The organism is Aquitalea aquatica (genome assembly GCF_013911085.1).
Taxonomy (GTDB): Bacteria; Pseudomonadota; Gammaproteobacteria; order Burkholderiales; family Chromobacteriaceae; genus Aquitalea; species Aquitalea aquatica.
The window spans coordinates 84584-101261 of record NZ_JACERN010000023.1; the positions used below are offsets into that span (position 1 = coordinate 84584).

General features: G+C 61.4%; 16 protein-coding genes. 12 read left to right on the forward strand and 4 right to left on the reverse strand.

Annotation, left to right across the window (positions count from 1 at the left end):
- Positions 1–48 precede the first annotated feature (48 nt).
- Positions 49–969 carry an aspartate carbamoyltransferase gene (pyrB, locus tag H2Z84_RS07980; RefSeq protein ID WP_103523727.1) on the forward strand — a complete coding sequence of 307 codons (921 nt, stop codon included), beginning with the start codon at positions 49–51 and terminating at the stop codon, positions 967–969.
- A gap of 18 nt (positions 970–987) precedes the next feature.
- Positions 988–1446: an aspartate carbamoyltransferase regulatory subunit gene (pyrI, locus tag H2Z84_RS07985; protein ID WP_103523728.1), complete on the forward strand. Its 459-nt coding sequence runs from the start codon at positions 988–990 to the stop codon at positions 1444–1446.
- 124 nt (positions 1447–1570) lie between these two features.
- Here the strand turns inward: pyrI and H2Z84_RS07990 are convergent, their stop codons facing one another.
- Both H2Z84_RS07990 and H2Z84_RS07995 read right to left on the reverse strand, forming a co-directional pair.
- Positions 1571–2083, reverse strand: a complete 513-nt coding sequence (locus tag H2Z84_RS07990) for a GNAT family N-acetyltransferase (RefSeq protein ID WP_181835510.1) — start codon at positions 2081–2083, stop codon at positions 1571–1573.
- Between the two features lie 69 nt (positions 2084–2152).
- Positions 2153–3049 (reverse strand): NYN domain-containing protein, encoded by an 897-nt coding sequence (locus tag H2Z84_RS07995; RefSeq protein ID WP_181835511.1) that lies wholly within the window; start codon positions 3047–3049, stop codon positions 2153–2155.
- 160 nt (positions 3050–3209) lie between these two features.
- On the opposite strand from H2Z84_RS07995, the gene H2Z84_RS08000 reads away from it, so the two are divergent.
- Positions 3210–3449, forward strand: a complete 240-nt coding sequence (locus H2Z84_RS08000) for a hypothetical protein (RefSeq protein WP_103523731.1) — start codon at positions 3210–3212, stop codon at positions 3447–3449.
- 127 nt (positions 3450–3576) lie between these two features.
- Here the strand turns inward: H2Z84_RS08000 and H2Z84_RS08005 are convergent, their stop codons facing one another.
- Positions 3577–7053 carry an indolepyruvate ferredoxin oxidoreductase family protein gene (locus H2Z84_RS08005; RefSeq protein WP_181835512.1) on the reverse strand — a complete coding sequence of 1159 codons (3477 nt, stop codon included), beginning with the start codon at positions 7051–7053 and terminating at the stop codon, positions 3577–3579.
- A gap of 398 nt (positions 7054–7451) precedes the next feature.
- Here H2Z84_RS08005 and rarD point away from each other — a divergent pair, with 398 nt between their 5' ends.
- The 8 genes from rarD to gmhA all read left to right on the forward strand — a co-directional run bounded on the left by rarD (position 7452) and on the right by gmhA (position 14555).
- Positions 7452–8369, forward strand: a complete 918-nt coding sequence (gene rarD / locus H2Z84_RS08010) for an EamA family transporter RarD (RefSeq protein WP_181835513.1) — start codon at positions 7452–7454, stop codon at positions 8367–8369.
- A gap of 167 nt (positions 8370–8536) precedes the next feature.
- Positions 8537–10405, forward strand: a complete 1869-nt coding sequence (locus tag H2Z84_RS08015) for a M3 family metallopeptidase (RefSeq protein WP_181835514.1) — start codon at positions 8537–8539, stop codon at positions 10403–10405.
- A gap of 41 nt (positions 10406–10446) precedes the next feature.
- On the forward strand, positions 10447–10920 hold the full coding sequence (locus tag H2Z84_RS08020) for a GNAT family N-acetyltransferase (protein WP_181835515.1): 474 nt from the start codon (positions 10447–10449) through the stop codon (positions 10918–10920).
- A gap of 6 nt (positions 10921–10926) precedes the next feature.
- Positions 10927–11856 (forward strand): methyltransferase domain-containing protein, encoded by a 930-nt coding sequence (locus H2Z84_RS08025; RefSeq protein WP_181835516.1) that lies wholly within the window; start codon positions 10927–10929, stop codon positions 11854–11856.
- Positions 11853–12506 carry an alanyl-tRNA editing protein gene (locus H2Z84_RS08030; RefSeq protein ID WP_181835517.1) on the forward strand — a complete coding sequence of 218 codons (654 nt, stop codon included), beginning with the start codon at positions 11853–11855 and terminating at the stop codon, positions 12504–12506. Before H2Z84_RS08025 ends, H2Z84_RS08030 begins: the two co-directional genes overlap by 4 nt.
- The gene (locus H2Z84_RS08035; RefSeq protein WP_181835518.1) at positions 12500–12895 is read left to right on the forward strand and encodes a GFA family protein; all 396 of its coding nucleotides are present in this window, start codon (positions 12500–12502) and stop codon (positions 12893–12895) included. The genes H2Z84_RS08030 and H2Z84_RS08035 overlap by 7 nt, the downstream gene beginning before the upstream one ends.
- A 59-nt stretch (positions 12896–12954) precedes the next feature.
- Positions 12955–13842 (forward strand): DMT family transporter, encoded by an 888-nt coding sequence (locus H2Z84_RS08040; protein ID WP_220272738.1) that lies wholly within the window; start codon positions 12955–12957, stop codon positions 13840–13842.
- Positions 13843–13970: 128 nt separating this feature from the next.
- Positions 13971–14555: a D-sedoheptulose 7-phosphate isomerase gene (gene gmhA / locus H2Z84_RS08045; RefSeq protein WP_181835519.1), complete on the forward strand. Its 585-nt coding sequence runs from the start codon at positions 13971–13973 to the stop codon at positions 14553–14555.
- Positions 14556–14624: 69 nt separating this feature from the next.
- Here the strand turns inward: gmhA and H2Z84_RS08050 are convergent, their stop codons facing one another.
- A complete protein-coding gene (locus H2Z84_RS08050) occupies positions 14625–15410 on the reverse strand; it encodes an inositol monophosphatase family protein (RefSeq protein ID WP_181835613.1) in 786 nt (261 codons plus the stop codon).
- A gap of 316 nt (positions 15411–15726) precedes the next feature.
- Between H2Z84_RS08050 and H2Z84_RS08055 the strand changes: the two genes are divergently transcribed.
- Positions 15727–16455, forward strand: coding sequence for a 16S rRNA (uracil(1498)-N(3))-methyltransferase (locus H2Z84_RS08055; RefSeq protein WP_181835520.1), 729 nt, complete (start codon positions 15727–15729; stop codon positions 16453–16455).
- The last annotated feature ends 223 nt before the right edge of the window (positions 16456–16678 follow it).

Sequence of the window (16678 nt, forward strand, 5' to 3'; positions counted from 1 at the left end):
TTTTTTTTATGGGCAAAAATAATTCGCAGAATGCAAGGACCCCCCATCATGGCAAACCCGCTCTATCGGAAACACATCATTTCCATCCCCGATTTTTCGCGCGAGGAGCTAGAGCTCGTCGTGGAAACGGCGGGCAAGCTCAAACGCACGCCGCGCAATGACCTGTTGCAAGGCAAGCTGGTGGGGAGCTGTTTCTTTGAACCGTCCACCCGTACCCGCCTGTCGTTCGAGACCGCGGTACAGCGGCTGGGCGGCGACATCATCGGCTTTGCCGATGGTGGCAATACCAGCGCCAAGAAGGGTGAAACCCTGGCTGACTCGATCAAGATCATCAGCTCTTACACCGATGCCGTGGTGATGCGTCACCCCAAGGAAGGCGCGGCGCGGCTGGCCAGCGAGTTCTCCAGCGTACCGGTGATCAACGGCGGTGACGGTTCCAACCAGCATCCCACCCAGACCTTGCTCGACCTGTTCACCATCCGTGAAACCCAGGGCACGCTGGAAAACCTCACCATCGCTTTTGTCGGCGACCTGAAATACGGCCGCACCGTGCATTCGCTGACCCAGGCGCTGTCGCTATTTGGCGCGCGCTTCTACTTTGTCGCCCCCGAGCAGCTGGCCATGCCGGACTATATCTGCGAAGAGCTGGACGAAAAGGGCATTGAGTACACCATTGTCGACAGCCTGGACGATGTGATCCCGCTGATCGACATCATGTACATGACCCGCGTGCAGCGTGAGCGTTTTGACGAAACCGAGTTCAAGAAAATCCAGGGCCAGTTCGTGTTGCGCGCCGACATGCTCAAGACCGCCCGTACCAATCTGAAGGTGCTGCACCCGCTGCCACGGGTGGATGAAATCACCGTGGATGTGGATGCCACTCCGCATGCCTACTATTTCGAGCAGGCCAAGAACGGTGTGTATGCCCGTCAGGCGCTGTTGTCGCTGGTACTGAACGAAACCGTATAAATCAGGGAAGGAAACATCATGCAATACACCCGTACCGTTGAAGCCCTGAAACAAGGCACCGTCATCGACCACATCCCGGCAGGTCAGGGCGTGAATATTCTGCGTCTGTTCAAGCTGGCGGAAACCGGCGAACGCATTACCGTGGGGCTGAACCTGTCGTCCCGCCACATGGGCGCCAAGGACATCATCAAGGTGGAAAACGTTGCCCTGACTGAAGAGCAGGCTAACGAGCTGGCGCTGTTCGCCCCCAAGGCCACGGTCAATGTCATCGATAATTTCGAAGTGGTGAAGAAGCACAAGCTGGAGCTGCCGGAAAGCATCGAAGGCATTTTCGCCTGCCCCAACTCCAATTGCATCTCGCATGCCGAGCCGGTGAAGAGCCATTTCTTCGTCAAGGCACAGGCCAAAGACATCAAAATGAAATGCAAGTATTGCGAAAAGGTGTTCAGTAAGGATATTGTTGCAGTCGTGCGCTAAGTCGTACAGAGGAAGAGAATAGAGAACTTCAAGAACGGACGCTGTTTCAACAGCGCAGCAGCTAGAACAGAAAACGCCGCAGGCAACTGCGGCGTTTTTCTTTTTCATCAATGCCCTGGGTGAATCACACCGGGCCGTCGCTCTGACCGCTGATGAATTTCTGCATGTAGACCAGGTCCAGCCAGCGGCCAAACTTGAAGCCCACTTGCGGCAGCACGCCCACCTTGATGAAGCCCAGTTTTTCATGGAAGCGGATGGAGCCTTCGTTGGCCGCGTCCACCGCGCCCAGCATGGTGTGCTTGCCCAGTGCCTCGGCACGCGGGAATAGCGCACTGACCAGCGCGCTGCCTATGCCCTTGCCACGTGCGGTCGGTGCCAGGTGCACACTGTGCTCCACGGTAAAGCGGAAGCCGGGGCGCGGGCGGAAATCGCCGAAGCTGGAAAAGCCCAGAATTTCGCCCTGGTCTTCGGCCACCAGCACCGGGTAGCCGGCGGCCAGCCGGTCCTGGAACCAGATGGCAAATTCGCCCGGGTTGAGCGGATCGTCGTTGTAGATGGCGGTGGAGGTGGCGATCACCTCGTTGTAGATATCCAGAATGACAGCCAGGTCTTCCAGCTTGGCATCACGTATCTGCATGTTTTCTCCTGTCATGAGCTAGTCCGGCGCGTCGCTGTCGCGCGCGCCAGTGCGGATCGATGTGTCCGCTCAGCCGGCTTTGCCGGCGGGTTCGGTTTTCTTGCGCGGGCTGCGTTTCTTGCGTGGCGTTACTGCTGGCGGCGGATTTTCCGGCTGGGCGTGCACGATGGCTGTGGCTGCAGCGGCCGGGGCCGGTTCGGCCGCCTCGCCATCCTTGATACGGATTTCGCTGTGCAGCTTGGAGCCGTTGCGCTGCTCCTGCACGCTGAGAAAGTCCAGCTTCTTCACCATTTGCGACAGGCGCGAGTGGCCGTAATTGCGCGGGTCGAAGGAGGGGTCATTCTTGGCAATATAGGAGCCGACAGCAGATAGTTCGGCCCAGCCGCTTTCCCGTGCCACCGCGTCGATGGCCGAGGTGAACATGGCCTGCAGCGGGTGGATTTCCTTGGCCACCACCGGCTTGCTCTTGCTCTGGCGCGTGGTGCGCGCCTTCGGCTTGTCGCTGATGATTGTGGTTTCCTGCGTTTTTTCCGGGCGCAGGATTTCGGTAAACACAAACTTGTCGCAGGCGGCAATGAAGGGGCGCGGGGTCTTGGATTTTTCCCCGATGCCGATCACCGTCAGGCCGCCCTCACGCAGGCGGGTGGCCAGCCGAGTGAAGTCGCTGTCGGATGAGACCAGGCAGAAGCCATCGAAATTGCCGGTGTACAGCAGGTCCATGGCGTCGATGATCAGTGCCGAGTCGGTGGAGTTCTTGCCGCTGGTGTAGGCAAACTGCTGGATGGGGTGGATGGCGTGCTTGTGCAATACCTCTTTCCAGCTCTTGAGCTGAGTGGTGGTCCAGTCGCCATAGGCGCGCTTGACGATGGCTGTGCCGTATTTGGCTACCTCGGCCAGCAGTTCGGCGGTGAGGCTGGCCTGGGCGTTGTCGGCATCGATCAGGACGGCAAGTTTGCGGTTTTCCATGCTGCAGCTTCCAGTGGAGGGATGCGGCCATGCTAAGCCGCAGCCGTGCTGCCGTCAAAAGCAGCAAGGGGTTTGATCGCAATGTGATGATGCATTGCACAAGGCTGGCACGGGGATTGCTCTGAATAAAGTGGCATATCGCCCAACAGGAGGTTACGCCATGCCCTTCTTCTCAAGCCCGCGCAAGCATACCCCGGCTGTGCAGAAAACCAGTGAAATCGTGATGTTCAACTATCGTCGCCCGGTGCGTGCCCGTCAGGTGGCGCTTGGCAGCAGTGGCCGGCTGTGGCTGGTGGAAACCCTGGATGCGGTACACGGCATCTGGGTGTGGCAGGACGAGTACAACGGTGTCGACCAGGCACTGGACGAGGCGCGTCGCCTCAGCCTGATGCTGTCGTGACAGGCTACGCCTTGAAACGGTGCGTTTTTTCCCCGAAAGCGGGATTTTTTGATCAAAAAAAGGGCGCGGATGACATCATCCGCGCCTGAACCACCCTCTCTTTACTGCTACAACACTCACAAAACCATCAAGCTACCTTGCGCTTGCCTGCTGCTTGGCGAAAGCGCTCCAGCAAGCTCTGTTGCCGTTCGCCTGCCTGTTTCCAGGCAGCTTCCTTGATATAGCCAAAGCCGCGCACGCCTTCGAATAGTTTGACCAGCTCACCCGCCGTAGCCAGATTGTCTGCATTCAACCCGCTCAGCAGCGTGTCCAGCAGTTGCTCGAATTCGGCAATCAGCTGGCGCTCCAGCTTGCGGTCCGCCTGCCAGCCAAACGGGTCCAGCGCGGTGCCACGCAAGAAGCGCAGCTTGGCCAGCAACTTCATCCCCTTGAGCAGCCAGGGGCCGAATGCCACTTTCTTCGGCTGATGGCCGGTGATCCAGCCGGCTCCGATATGGAAGCGCAGCTGGTAATCGCCCTCGAACTGGCTGGCCAGCTCGCGCAGGAAGTCGCCATCGGTATACAGGCGGGCCACTTCGTATTCGTCCTTGTAAGCCAGCAGATGGAAATAGCCACGGGCGACTGCCAGTGCCAGTGTGCTGCTGGCTGGATTCACCGCCTGTTCTGCACGGGCGACCTTGTCCACCAGCGCCTTGTAACGTTCCGCCAGTGCCTGATTCTGGTAGGCCACCAGTTCCTTGGCTCGGTGGTGCAGCACGCCATCCAGCGTTTCACGTGGAACGAACTGCACTACCGAGGAGGGATTCACCAGTGCTTCCACGCGGCCCGGATCGTGGGCGGCATGGCGTCCCCAGACAAAGGCCTGCTGGTTGAACTTGACCGCGGCACCGTTCAGGCGGATGGCTTCCATCAGCGCCTCTTCACTGACCGGCACCAAGCCCCGCTGCCAGGCATAACCCAGCATGAACATATTGCTGGCAATGGCATCGCCCATCAGCGCGGTGGCCAGACGAGTAGCGTTGACTTCCCAGAAGCGGCCGGCTCCGACCGATTCGATGACTGCGTCCTTCATGGCGCGGCTGGGGAAGCGCACGTCCGGGTTTTTCAGGAAGGCGCTGGTGGGCGATTCGTAGCTGTTGACGATGGCGTGGCTGAAGCCTTCGCGCATCTTGGCCAGGGCTTCTTCCGCTGCGGTGACTACCAGGTCGCAGCCCAGTACCAGGTTGGCATCGCCGGCAGCGATACGCACGGCGTGCAGCTGCTGCTGGCTGTCGGCTATGCGCACGTGCGACCACACCGAGCCACCCTTTTGCGCGAGGCCGGCCATGTCCAGCACGGTGACACCCTTGTGGTCCAGATAGGCTGCCATGCCGAGTACCTGGCCAATGGTGACGACGCCGGTGCCGCCAACGCCGGTAATCATGATGCTGAAGGGTTCATGCAGAACTGGAATCTGCGGCGCGGGCAGGGCTGGCATGGCTTCCAGCGTGGCAGCGGCCGGGCTCTGCTTTTTCAGCTTGCCACCCTCGACGGTGACAAAGCTGGGGCAGAAACCTTCCACGCAGGAGTAGTCCTTGTTGCAGCTGGACTGGTCGATCTTGCGCTTGCGCCCCAGCGGTGTTTCCACCGGCAGTACCGACAGGCAGCCGGATTTCTTGCCGCAGTCGCCGCAGCCTTCGCACACTTTTTCGTTGATGAAGGCGCGCTTGGCCGGGTCGGGAAACTCACCGCGTTTACGACGGCGGCGTTTTTCGGCGGCGCAGGTCTGGTCGTGAATCAGGATGGTAGTGCCTGCGGTTTCACGCAGTTCCTTTTGCAAGCGGTCCAGTTCGCGGCGGTGGAACACGTCCACGCCGGGTGCCAGACCCTGCACGCCCTGATATTTCTCCGGCTCGTCACTGGTGATGACGATGCGCTTGACTCCCTCAGCGGCCAGCTGGCGCGTCATCATCGGCACATCCAGATAACCGTCCACATGCTGGCCACCGGTCATGGCCACCGCATCGTTGTACAGGATCTTGTAGGTGATGTTGACCTTGGCCGCCACCGCAGCGCGGATGGCCAGCAGGCCGGAGTGGAAGTAAGTGCCGTCACCCAGGTTGGTGAAGATGTGCTTGGTGTTGGTGAACGGCGCCTGACCCACCCAGGTGATGCCCTCGCCACCCATCTGGGTAAAGGTCTTGGTGCTGTCGCCTTCGATCCAGTGCGCCATGTAGTGGCAGCCGATACCGGCCACGGCGCGGCTGCCTTCCGGCACGCGGGTGCTGGTGTTGTGCGGACAGCCGGAGCAGTAATGCGGCACACGGGCAATGGCCTCGCGCGGCTGCACCAGCTGGGCTTCTTTTTCGTCGTAGAACTTCAGCCGGTCGTGAATCACCGGGCTGTCGAAGATCAGCGCCAGCCGGCTGGCAATGGCGCGGGCAATCATGGCCGGGGTCAGTTCACCGGCAGCCGGCAGCAGCCAGTCGCCATGCGGCAAAGCCCATTCGCCTTTTTCGGCAAACTTGCCCACCACGCGCGGGCGCACGTCGTCGCGCCAGTTGTACAGCTGTTCCTTGAGCTGGTATTCGATGATCTGGCGTTTTTCTTCCACTACCAGGATTTCATCCAGCCCTTCGGCGAACTGGCGCACGCCTTCCGGCTCCAGCGGCCACACCATGCCCACCTTGAAGATGCGCAGGCCGATGTCGGCGGCCAGGGCTTCGTCGATGCCCAGGTCGTCCAGCGCCTGCATCACGTCCAGATAGCTCTTGCCACAGGTGATGATGCCCAAGCGCGGCTTGGGTGAATCCAGCGTGATGTGATTGAGCTTGTTGGCGCGGGCGTAGGCCAGTGCGGCATACAGGCGGTGGTGCAGCACGCGTTTTTCCTGCACCAGCGGCGGGTCCGGCCAGCGGATGGACAGGCCGCCCTCGGGAATGGGGAAATCCTGCGGAATGACAAAGTTGAAGCGTTCCGGCGAAATATCCACCACGGCCGAGCTTTCGACGGTGTCGGAAATGGCCTTGATCGATACCCAGCAGCCGGAGTAGCGGCTCATCGCCCAGCCATGCAGGCCGTAGTCGATCACCTCCTGCACCCCGGAAGGGGATAGCACCGGAATCATGCTGGCGGCGAGGATGTGGTCGGACTGGTGCGGAAAGGTGGAAGACTTGGCGGCGTGGTCGTCGCCAGCGACCAGCAGCACCCCGCCCTTGGCGCTGGTGCCGGCCACATTGCCGTGCTTGATCACGTCGCCGGAGCGGTCCACGCCGGGGCCCTTGCCATACCACAAGGCATAGACGCCATCGTACTTGGCCCCCTCGAACATATTCACCTGCTGCGTGCCCCATACCGCGGTGGCGGCGAGGTCTTCGTTCAGACCGGGGTGGAACACCACATTGTGCGCTTTGAGATAGGGCTCGGCCTTCTGCATGGTCTGATCGACATTGCCCAAGGGCGAACCACGATAGCCGGTGACATAGCCGGCAGTATTCAGCCCGGCGGCCCGGTCCAGCTCCTGTTGCAGCATGGGCAGGCGTACCAGCGCCTGGATGCCGGTCATCAGCACCTGGCCGGTGGCAGCGCTGTACTTTTCTTCCAGATCAACATGACGGATCGACATGGTTTCTCCTCCTGCCGCGCGGGGCCTGGCCGGTAAGGTGGTCGGCACGGCCTGCGGCTTGTTCTCGCTTGTGGCGGCGGCGGGTTTTCTCGGCTGGAAAACGCTCGCCTTTCTTTATGTTGTAGGCCGTAATCGGGGGGGCCGGGTGGCATTCTCCATGCCTCGGCTCAGCCGGTGGCTGCTCTGTGGCGGACTCTAGCTTACGTTTACGTCAACGTCAAAGGTATTGACGCATAGCGCCGGACAGTGCGGCGATTGTGCCAGTGCAGCATGGGTGAGCGGGGCGGTTGGCTGGCATTGTTTCCATGGCAGAACAGCATGTTATCGGAGCGGTGGTTTCTTCATGCCTGCCAAGCCGTTAAGCTGTACCGTTAAACCCCTTCTGCATCGAGTCTGTCATGTCTTCCGCCCAGTCCCGGCAGGACGCCACCCGCGGCGTGCTGTTTACCTTTATTGCCTTCCTGATCTGGGGCCTGTTTCCGCTGTACTGGAAGCCTTTGCACCATATTCCGGCACTGCAGATTCTCTGCCATCGCATTGTCTGGTCAGCCCTGTTCGTGGCGGGCATCCTCACTGTGCGTCACAACTGGGCCTGGCTGGGCGAGGCGGTGCGCCAGCCGCAAAAACTGGCCATTTTCGGCCTGTCTTCGCTGATGTTGTCGCTCAACTGGCTGATTTATATCTGGGCCGTCAATGCCGGCCATGTGGTGGAAGCCAGCCTGGGCTACTTCATTAACCCGCTGTTCAATGTGTTGCTGGGACGGCTGTTTCTGGCAGAAAAACTCACGCCCATCCAGCGTAGCGCCGTGCTCTTGGCCGCAGTCGGCGTAGCCTGGATTACCTGGGCTACCGGCACGGTGCCGCTGATTGCCCTGTCGCTGGCGGCTACCTTTGGCCTGTATGGCTTGTTGCGCAAGAAAGCACCGCTGGCCTCACTGGAGGGCCTGGCGCTGGAAACCTTCCTGATGGCACCACTGGCGCTGGCGGCCTTGCTGTGGTTCCAGTGGCAGGGGCAGGGCGCATTCCTGAATGAGGCGATCAGTAGCGATGTGCTGCTGGTGGGGGCTGGTGTGGTCACGGCCATTCCGCTGTTGCTGTTTGCTGCTGGCGCGCGCCGCTTGAAGCTGGCTACCGTGGGGCTGATCCAGTACATTGGCCCCACCATTCAGCTGGCGCTGGGGGTGTGGGTGTTCGGCGAGGCGTTCGACAGTGCCAAACTGGTGGGCTTCTGCCTGATCTGGCTGGCCTTGCTGCTGTATTCGGCTGCAGGCCTGCTATCCATGCGTCAGCAAAAGCGCAGCGCCGCCGCAGCCTGAAAACCATGCCTCCCCGTTTGCACAAGCCCGGTTATGCCGGGCTTTTTGCTGATGCCGGGCAGGAGAGCAATAGCCGTTGACCCTGGCGCGCTTCGGGCAGAAACTGCCAGTTTGCCGGCCATGGCGCTCATGAAGTGCCAGTGACAGGCCGTAGCCAAAGGAGAAACATGCAACATCCCCGCGACTTTTTCCGTCAGCTGAATCAGCAATACCTGGCCGTGCATCGCGCCAAGGAGACGCTGTTTTGGTCTACTTATATGGGCATGTCCGACGACCATGCCGGTTTTGGCCGTGCCGAAACTGCCTACAAGGATTTCATCTCCAGCCCCGAGCGGCTGCAGCAGACCCGCGCCATGCTGGCCGCCGCCCAGGCTTTGCCACCGGATGCGGAGCAGGCCGGCTTGCTGCATGGCTTGCAAGGCTGGCTGGCCCTGTTTGAAAGCAACATCATCGACAATGACGAGGCCCGCCAGCTGATGGCCGGGCTGATCGAGATGGAGGCGGCGCTGTTTGCGCGCAAGCAGTCACACAGCCTGCGCCACCGCAATGAGCACGGCCAGTGGGAGGACGCCACGCTTAGCATGCTGGTGACCAATATGGGGACCAATCCGGATGAAGCCTGCCGCCAGAGTTCACACGATGCCTTGCTGCAGCTGGAGCAATGGGTGCTGGACAATGGTTTCCTGGACATCGTGCGCCAGCGCAATGCCTTTGCCCGCGCCCTGGGTTACCGCGACTATTTCGACTACAAGGTGCAGAAAAACGAGCGGATGACGCCAGAAGCGCTGTTTGTCATTCTGGATGATTTCGAGCAGCGTACCCGCCAGGTCAATGAAAATGCGCTCAAGCAGCTGGCCAGCAACAAGGGGGCCGATGCGCTGGAAGCCTGGAATCTGCGCCACCACATGAGCGGCGATGTCACCCGCCAGATGGACCCTTACCTGCCGTTTGCCAAAGCGGTGGAACGCTGGCTGGAAAGCTTCCGTCGCCTGGGCATACAGTACCGTGGCGCCTTGCTGCAACTGGACCTGATCGAGCGCAAGGGCAAATACCAGAATGGCTTTTGCCATGGTCCGCAGCCCTGCTATGTCGATGAGCAGGGCCAGTGGGTGCCGGCCCATGTCAATTTCACCGCTGATGCCACACCCGACCAGGTGGGCAGCGGCGACCGCGCCATCAACACCCTGTTCCACGAGGGCGGCCACGCGGCGCATTTTGCCAACGTGACCCAGAACTCCCCCTGTTTTTCGCAGGAGTTCGCGCCGACTTCCATGGCCTATGCCGAAACCCAGTCCATGTTCTGCGACAGCCTGCTGGGCGATGCCGACTGGCTGGCGCGCTATGCACGGAACCGCCAGGGCGAGGCCATGCCGGAGGCGCTGATCCATGCCGGCATCGAGGCCAGCCAGCCTTACCGTGCTTTCATGGAGCGGATGATTCTGCTGGTGGGTTATTTCGAGGCAGCGCTCTACCAGCTGCCGGATGAACAGCTGACCGCCGAACAGGTATTGCAGCTGGCCCGCAGCAGCGAGCAGCGCATTCTGGGCATCGCTTGCAGCCCGCGCCCGCTACTGGCCATTCCGCATTTGCTGAACCAGGAGTCGGCGGCGTCCTATCACGGCTATTTGCTGGCCAATATGGCGGTGTATCAGACCCGTGCCCATTTCCTGCGCCAGTACGGTTATCTGACCGACAACCCGGCCATCGGCCCCGCGCTGGCCCAGCATTACTGGGGGCCGGGCAACAGCATCAGCCACGACGCCACCTTGCAGAGCCTGACTGGCGAACCGTTCAATGCCCGCTATCTGGCTGACGAGTGCAATCGCAGCGTGGAGCAGGCCTGGGCTGAGGCCCGGCAGCAAATGGCCGCTGCCGCCAGCCGCCGCTATCCCGAGCCGGCGGCTGCCGATCTGGATGCCCGTATCCGTCTGGTGCATGGTGATGAACTGATTGCCGATAACAGCCAGGGTGATGCCGCCATGTGCCAGCAGTTTGAACAATGGGTGGCTGCGCACTATCCGGCCAGCATCGCCTGATATCCTGATACTGTTTGCCCTTGCCACCATGAGGCCCTGTCATGTCTGACACGCTTGCACTGGAATTCGACTGCGACCTCGCCCGGCTGGAGCGGGACATGATTTACGCCTATCTCAGCGGAGAGTCTTACTGGGCTGCCGGCTTGCCGCGTGATGTGTTTGAGCGCTCGCTGGCCGGCTCGCTGTGTTTTGGCGTATATGTCGCTGGCAAGCAGGTGGGGTTTGCCCGCATGATTACCGACCAGGCGACTTTCGCCTATCTGGCCGATGTGTTTGTGCTGCCGGACTGGCGCGGGAGCGGCATCAGCAAGGCATTGCTGGAGCACATCCTGGCCCATCCTGGCTTGCAGGGGCTGCGGCGCATGCTGCTGGCCACCGCCGATGCGCATGGCCTGTATGCGCAATACGGTTTCACCGCCTTGTCGCGGCCCGAGCGCATGATGGAGCGGCTGGATCAACAGGTGTATCAGCGACTGGCCGGTGGGGTGGACACGCCAGCCTGCACACAAGGATAAGAGCTTATGGAGCTGGCCAGACAATGGCTGCAAGGCAAGGGCGTTGAGCTGGGACGGGGTGCGCATAATCCGCTGGCCCCGGCCGATTGCATCAGCGTGGCCCCCTGCGATGGCGTGCGTTACCTGGACGAGCCGGATCTGATTGACTATCAGGTGTATGCCGCCGAGCAGCAGCGTTATGGCAAAGGGGTGGCGCGTGTTGACCTGGTTGCCGACGGCAGTGCATTACCCTTGGCCGATGCTGAGCTGGACTATGTCGCCAGTTCGCATGTGCTGGAGCATGTGCCGGACATTTTCAGTGCCTGGCTGGAGTGGGGGCGGGTGCTGCGTGTCGGGGGCATCAGTTTCATGATCGTGCCCAAGCGCGACGCACTGATGGAAGACAGCGTGCGCCCCATCACCGGACTGGAGGCCCATATCGAGGCCTTTCAGCACAAGATGACGCCGCAAAACCTGTCGCCCGGCCTGCCGTGGCGTATGCACTACCATGTATTCACCCTGCAAGGGCTGTTCGCTGCGCTCAACTGGTTTAACCAGCAGGGCCTGGGAGTGAGCTGGCTGCTGGAGGCGCAAGAGGAAAGCGACAGCAATGTCGGCAATGGTCATACCCTGGTGTTGAGCAAGCAGCACACCCTGCCGCCGCTGGAAGACAGCATCGGCCAGCTGGGTGCCGCGTTTCAGGCTCAGCGCTATCAGGATGCCGCCTTGCTGGCGCGGCAGGCGTTGTCGCTCAATTTCCGCATTCACGAGGCTTGGTTCATCCTTGCCATGTCGCAATGGCAGTTGGCAGACTCACATGCCGCCGTGCAGTCGCTGACCCAGGCGCTGGTGCTGCAGCCCAAGCATGCCGAGTATCGCGAGGTGTACCAGCAATGGCTGGGCCAGCCCTTCAGCTATCCGCTGAGCCTGGTCGACTACCTGGCACGCCTGTTATGACCATCAAACAGTTCTGGACTGATCCCTACCAGCGCTCGCTCGCGACGACGGTGGCGCGGGTGGAGGGTGAGCAGGTCTGGCTGCAGCACACCATTTTCTATGCCTTTTCCGGTGGGCAGGAGAGCGATGCCGGGACGATAGGCGGCTGGCCGGTGCTACAGGCGGCCACACAGGGGCTGGATATCGTGTATACCCTGCCTGCCGAGCATGGCTTGCAGGCCGGTGCTGCGGTAGCGGTGCAGATAGACTGGCCACGGCGCTACCGGCTGATGCGGCTGCACTTTGCCGCCGAGCTGACCCTGGAAACCATTTACCGCGATTTTGCCGGGGTGGAAAAAATCGGTGCGCATATCGCGGCTGACAAGGCACGCATCGACTTTGCCCTGCCCGAAGCCATTACCCCACACCTGCCGGCCATCACCGCCAAGGTACAGGGCCTGATCGACGCCGACCGCGCCATCATCAGTGCCTTTGCCGATGAGGCCACGCAGCGCCGTTACTGGGAAGTGCCCGGCTATTGCCGCGTGCCCTGCGGCGGCACCCACCTGGCGCGTACCGGTGAGGTGGGGCGTATAGCGCTCAAGCGCAAGAACATCGGCAAGGGCAAGGAGCGGGTGGAAATCATCTTGTTGGAGGATGCTCCATGCTAGGCAGCTGCCTGTGCGGTGCCATTGCTTATGAAATAGAGCAGCTGGATCTGCCGATCACCCATTGCCATTGCCTGACCTGCCAGAAAGCCCATGCGGCTACCCATGTGCCAACTGCCGGGGTGCTGCGCCAGCATTTTCGCTGGCTGCGCGGGCAGGCGCAGCTGGGCAGTTTTGCGTCCTCGCCTGGCAAGCTGCGCCATTTTTGCCGGCAATGTGGCAGCCATCTGCTGGCCGAGCGCGAGGGCAGCCCCTATGTCATCTTGCGCGTTGCCACACTGGACGAGGCACCAGCACAGCAGGCCAGCCAGCATATCTGGTCCAGCCATGCCCGGCCCTGGCTGGAGGTAGACAATCTGCCGTGCTGGCCGGAATGGCCGCCTGACAGGTAAGCTGGCAGGCTTCGTCATGATCATCCGCCCGGCCTACCCGGACGGGCAGACTGGATATTATGTGGTATGACCTGGCCGCCATCGGTGCGGCAGCTTGCTGGGCGTGGGGTGGCATTCTCGGTGCTGGCCCTTCACGCCATTTCGGCCCCTTTGCCTTTACCCGCTTGCGTTTGAGCCTGCTTACCGTACTGCTGGGCGGCATCAGCCTGCTTTCCGGAGGCTGGCACAGCATCAATGCCAGCAATCTGTGGCCGGCCTTGCTGTCCGGCCTGACCGGCATTTTCCTGGGCGACACCATTTATTTTTCCGCGATGAACCGGCTGGGGCCACGCCGTGCCGGCCTGTTGTTTGCCACACATTCGGTATTTTCCGTGGTGCTGGGCATCTTGTTCCTGCAGGAAAAACTCAGCCTGCCAGCCTTTGTTGGCAGCAGCATGGTGTTTGGCGGCGTGTTGCTGGCCGTGGCCTTTGGCCGGCGTAGCGCAGATGCCCATGCCTGGGAGCATCCGGCCCATCTGAAGGCCGGCGTGTTGCTGGGCATGCTGGCCGCCCTGTGCCAGGCCATGGGGACATTCTTTGCCAAGCCGGCCATTGCCGCCGGACTGGAGCCAGTCACCGCCTCGGCCCTGCGCATGGGTATTGCCTGTGCCGCGCACTATCTTTTGTTGCTGGGCGGCCTGTCTCTGGCGAGGAGCCGTGGCGCTTATACCCCGCGCATGCTGGGGCAGACGGCGCTCAATGGCCTGGTGGCGCTGGGTCTGGGCATGACGCTGATCATGCTGGCCTTGCAGCATGCCAATGTGGCCACGGTGGGCATGTTGTCGGCGCTCAGTCCGGTGCTGATCCTGCCCATGTTGTGGCTGGTGCAGAAACAGCCACCACCGCTGATTGCCTGGCTGGGGGCCCTGCTCAGCTGTGCCGGAACGGCGCTGATCGTGTTGCGCTGAAATTTACCTGCCCGCCAATACCAGCAACAGAAGGGGCAGGGTATGATGAGGGGGCTGGCCGCAATGCCAGCCCTGTTTACTGATGGCAATGGCGCGGTGCCGTTGCCCGCACGCATGACGGATCGCCGATGATTTCCCATATCCAGTCCAGCCTGACTGAAGCGCAAACTGCTTTGAACAATCTGCTGGCCAATCCCCAGGCACTGGCCAGCATCGAAGCGGCCGCGCAGCAACTGATAACCAGCCTTGCTGCCGGTGGTCGTATCTTCTCCTGCGGCAATGGTGGCTCCATGTGCGACGCCATGCATTTTGCCGAAGAGCTGACCGGCCGCTACCGCAACAACCGCCGCGGCATGGCGGCCATCGCCATTTCCGACCCCAGCCACATGAGCTGCGTGGCCAACGACTTCGGCTACGAGCATGTGTTTTCGCGCTATCTGGAAAGCCATGGCCGTGCCGGCGACGTGCTGATCGGCATCAGCACCAGCGGTAACAGCCAGACCATTGTCAATGCGGCGACGGTGGCGCGTGAGCTGGGCATGAAGGTGATTATCCTCACCGGCCGTACCGCCACCCGGCTGGAGCCGTTGGCGGATGTCTACGTCAACACCCCGGGCGGCCAGTATGCCGACCGCGTGCAGGAACTGCACATCAAGGTGCTGCATATCCTGATCGAGCTGGTAGAGCGGCATTTCTGCCCGGAAAACTACTGATTTTTGTGTGATGCATCTGAATGAAAAACGGCCCCCATGGGGCCGTTTGCTTTGCGGGCATGCCTGTGTCTACTGGTTGGCGCGCACCCAGCGGTACCAGTGGCCGTACAGTTCCGGGTCGATGGCGGCAATCACCGAACGCTTCCACACCATATCGCTCCAGTAGTCATCCGTGTTCAGGCTGGCCAGCCGGCCGCCGGCTTCTTCCAGGATGACCGCGCCGGCGGCGTAGTCCCACAAGCGCTGGCCGCCGTGCAGGTAGAGGTCGTAACGGCCGGCTGCCAGAAAGCACCAGTCCAGCGTACTGGAGCCCATGCTGCGCTGGCTGCCAAAGGGGGCGACGCTGCTCATGCGGGCGGCCAGCTTGCCGGAACGCAGGTATTTCACTTCCACGGCGGCAATGGCGTCACCCATGCTGTTACGGGTGGTTTTCAGCGGCAGGCGTCGGCCGTTGAGCCAGGCTCCCTGGCCACGGCGGGCATAGAACATTTCGTCGGACACCGGGTTGTAGATCACCCCCAGTTCGCTGACGCCACGCACCATCAGCGCTACGGAAATGGCAAAGTAGGGCAGGCCGTTGACGAAATTGGTGGTGCCATCGATAGGGTCCACCACCCACAGGCCGTCAGGATTGCCCTGCCATAATGCGTCCTGTTCTTCACGCGTCATTTCCTCGCCCAGTACCGGGTGGGGCAGCACGACCGGCAGCTTTTCTCCCAGTGCCTGCTGGCAGGCCATGTCGGCCTCGGTGAACAGCGAGCCGTCGTCCTTGCGTGTTTTACCCACACGCAAAAAGCGCGGCATCACCTCCTGGCGCGCCACGTCACGGACAACCTGCATCACCTGTTCAACCACCTGCATTGTGTTCTCCTGGGTATTCTGCTGGCCCGGCTACCCCGGTGGCTGGCAGAAACGACAGCCACGGCCATTTGGCCGGCTCTGTCTGTAAGGTAGACTGCATGGCCGCCGGCAACACTGCCTGCGGCAAGATTGTCGTCTTGTCCAAGCTGTTTAGCAGAATTGGCAAGACGATGCTGAAGCAAGTGACGCAGCCCGAAGCAATGACGGCGCAGCATATATGCCGTCATTTCTGCCACTTGCTAAAGATGGGTTGTTGCAACTGCAGCAAACAAAGCAAAATACCGTTATCACCACGGACTTTCAATACGCCATGCCAAGGTTTTTTATCGAAACACCGCTGGCGGCGGGGCAAACCCTGTCGCTGCCTGATGCTGTCGTGCGCCATATCCAGGTGCTGCGCCTGAAGGAAGGCGACAGCCTGACCCTGTTCAACGGGCAGGGGGGCGAATATCAGGCCAGCCTGTTAGCCGTGCAAAAACGCTCGGCCGAATGCCAGATCAGCCAGTTTGACGACATCAGCCGCGAGTCACCGGTATGGCTGGGGCTGGCGCAGGCCATTTCCAGCGGCGACCGCATGGAGTTCACCCTGCAAAAGGGCGTGGAGATGGGCGTGTCGCTGTTTCAGCCGATTGCGGCCGAACGCTCGGTGGTGAAGCTGTCCGGCGACCGTGCCGACAAGCGGGTGCAGCGCTGGCAGGAAATCGTGCAGTCGGCTTGCGAGCAGTGCGGTCGCAATACCCTGCCGCAGGTGTTGCCCATTCTCAGCCTCAATGAATGGCTGCAGCAGCAGCCGGATGCCGATGCCCGGCTGATCCTGTCGCCGCTGGGCAGCCGGAAACTGGCCGATATCGCCAGCGCACCAAAGCGTGCCTGGCTGATGGCGGGGCCAGAGGGTGGTTATTCCGCGCGCGAGGAGGCTGCTGCGCTGGACGCGGGCTGGACGCCGCTAAAGCTCGGGCCGCGCATTCTGCGTACTGAAACAGCTGCATTGGCGGCTGTGGCGGCAGTACAGGCGGTGTGGGGGGATTACTGTATCTGAGTTCTGCCTGTCCGTACTCAGCGCCAGTCAGAGCAAGCCTTTGAGCCGCTTCGCGGTGATGTTTACATGGCGGGGCTGCCCGCCGAGCAGGCAGGGGAGCTGCCTCGCCAGCTCCCCTGCACCCCTAGGCGACCCCGGGTTGTGCGAAACCCCCGTCTGCTGTGGGCCGGGCAAGGCGCCGCCGAACTCGCCATTCGCTAGCGTCGAATAGCTCAGACATGGC

Coding starts and splice junctions, on each gene's coding strand:
- H2Z84_RS08020 (WP_181835515.1), top strand. CDS start 10,447: ATGTCTGACACGCTTGCACTGGAATTCGACTGCGACCTCGCCCGGCTG.
- H2Z84_RS07995 (WP_181835511.1), bottom strand. CDS start 3,049: ATGGAAAACCGCAAACTTGCCGTCCTGATCGATGCCGACAACGCCCAG.
- pyrB (WP_103523727.1), top strand. CDS start 49: ATGGCAAACCCGCTCTATCGGAAACACATCATTTCCATCCCCGATTTT.
- H2Z84_RS08000 (WP_103523731.1), top strand. CDS start 3,210: ATGCCCTTCTTCTCAAGCCCGCGCAAGCATACCCCGGCTGTGCAGAAA.
- H2Z84_RS08040 (WP_220272738.1), top strand. CDS start 12,955: ATGTGGTATGACCTGGCCGCCATCGGTGCGGCAGCTTGCTGGGCGTGG.
- H2Z84_RS08015 (WP_181835514.1), top strand. CDS start 8,537: ATGCAACATCCCCGCGACTTTTTCCGTCAGCTGAATCAGCAATACCTG.
- H2Z84_RS08005 (WP_181835512.1), bottom strand. CDS start 7,053: ATGTCGATCCGTCATGTTGATCTGGAAGAAAAGTACAGCGCTGCCACC.
- H2Z84_RS07990 (WP_181835510.1), bottom strand. CDS start 2,083: ATGCAGATACGTGATGCCAAGCTGGAAGACCTGGCTGTCATTCTGGAT.
- pyrI (WP_103523728.1), top strand. CDS start 988: ATGCAATACACCCGTACCGTTGAAGCCCTGAAACAAGGCACCGTCATC.
- H2Z84_RS08055 (WP_181835520.1), top strand. CDS start 15,727: ATGCCAAGGTTTTTTATCGAAACACCGCTGGCGGCGGGGCAAACCCTG.
- H2Z84_RS08025 (WP_181835516.1), top strand. CDS start 10,927: ATGGAGCTGGCCAGACAATGGCTGCAAGGCAAGGGCGTTGAGCTGGGA.
- rarD (WP_181835513.1), top strand. CDS start 7,452: ATGTCTTCCGCCCAGTCCCGGCAGGACGCCACCCGCGGCGTGCTGTTT.
- H2Z84_RS08035 (WP_181835518.1), top strand. CDS start 12,500: ATGCTAGGCAGCTGCCTGTGCGGTGCCATTGCTTATGAAATAGAGCAG.
- gmhA (WP_181835519.1), top strand. CDS start 13,971: ATGATTTCCCATATCCAGTCCAGCCTGACTGAAGCGCAAACTGCTTTG.
- H2Z84_RS08030 (WP_181835517.1), top strand. CDS start 11,853: ATGACCATCAAACAGTTCTGGACTGATCCCTACCAGCGCTCGCTCGCG.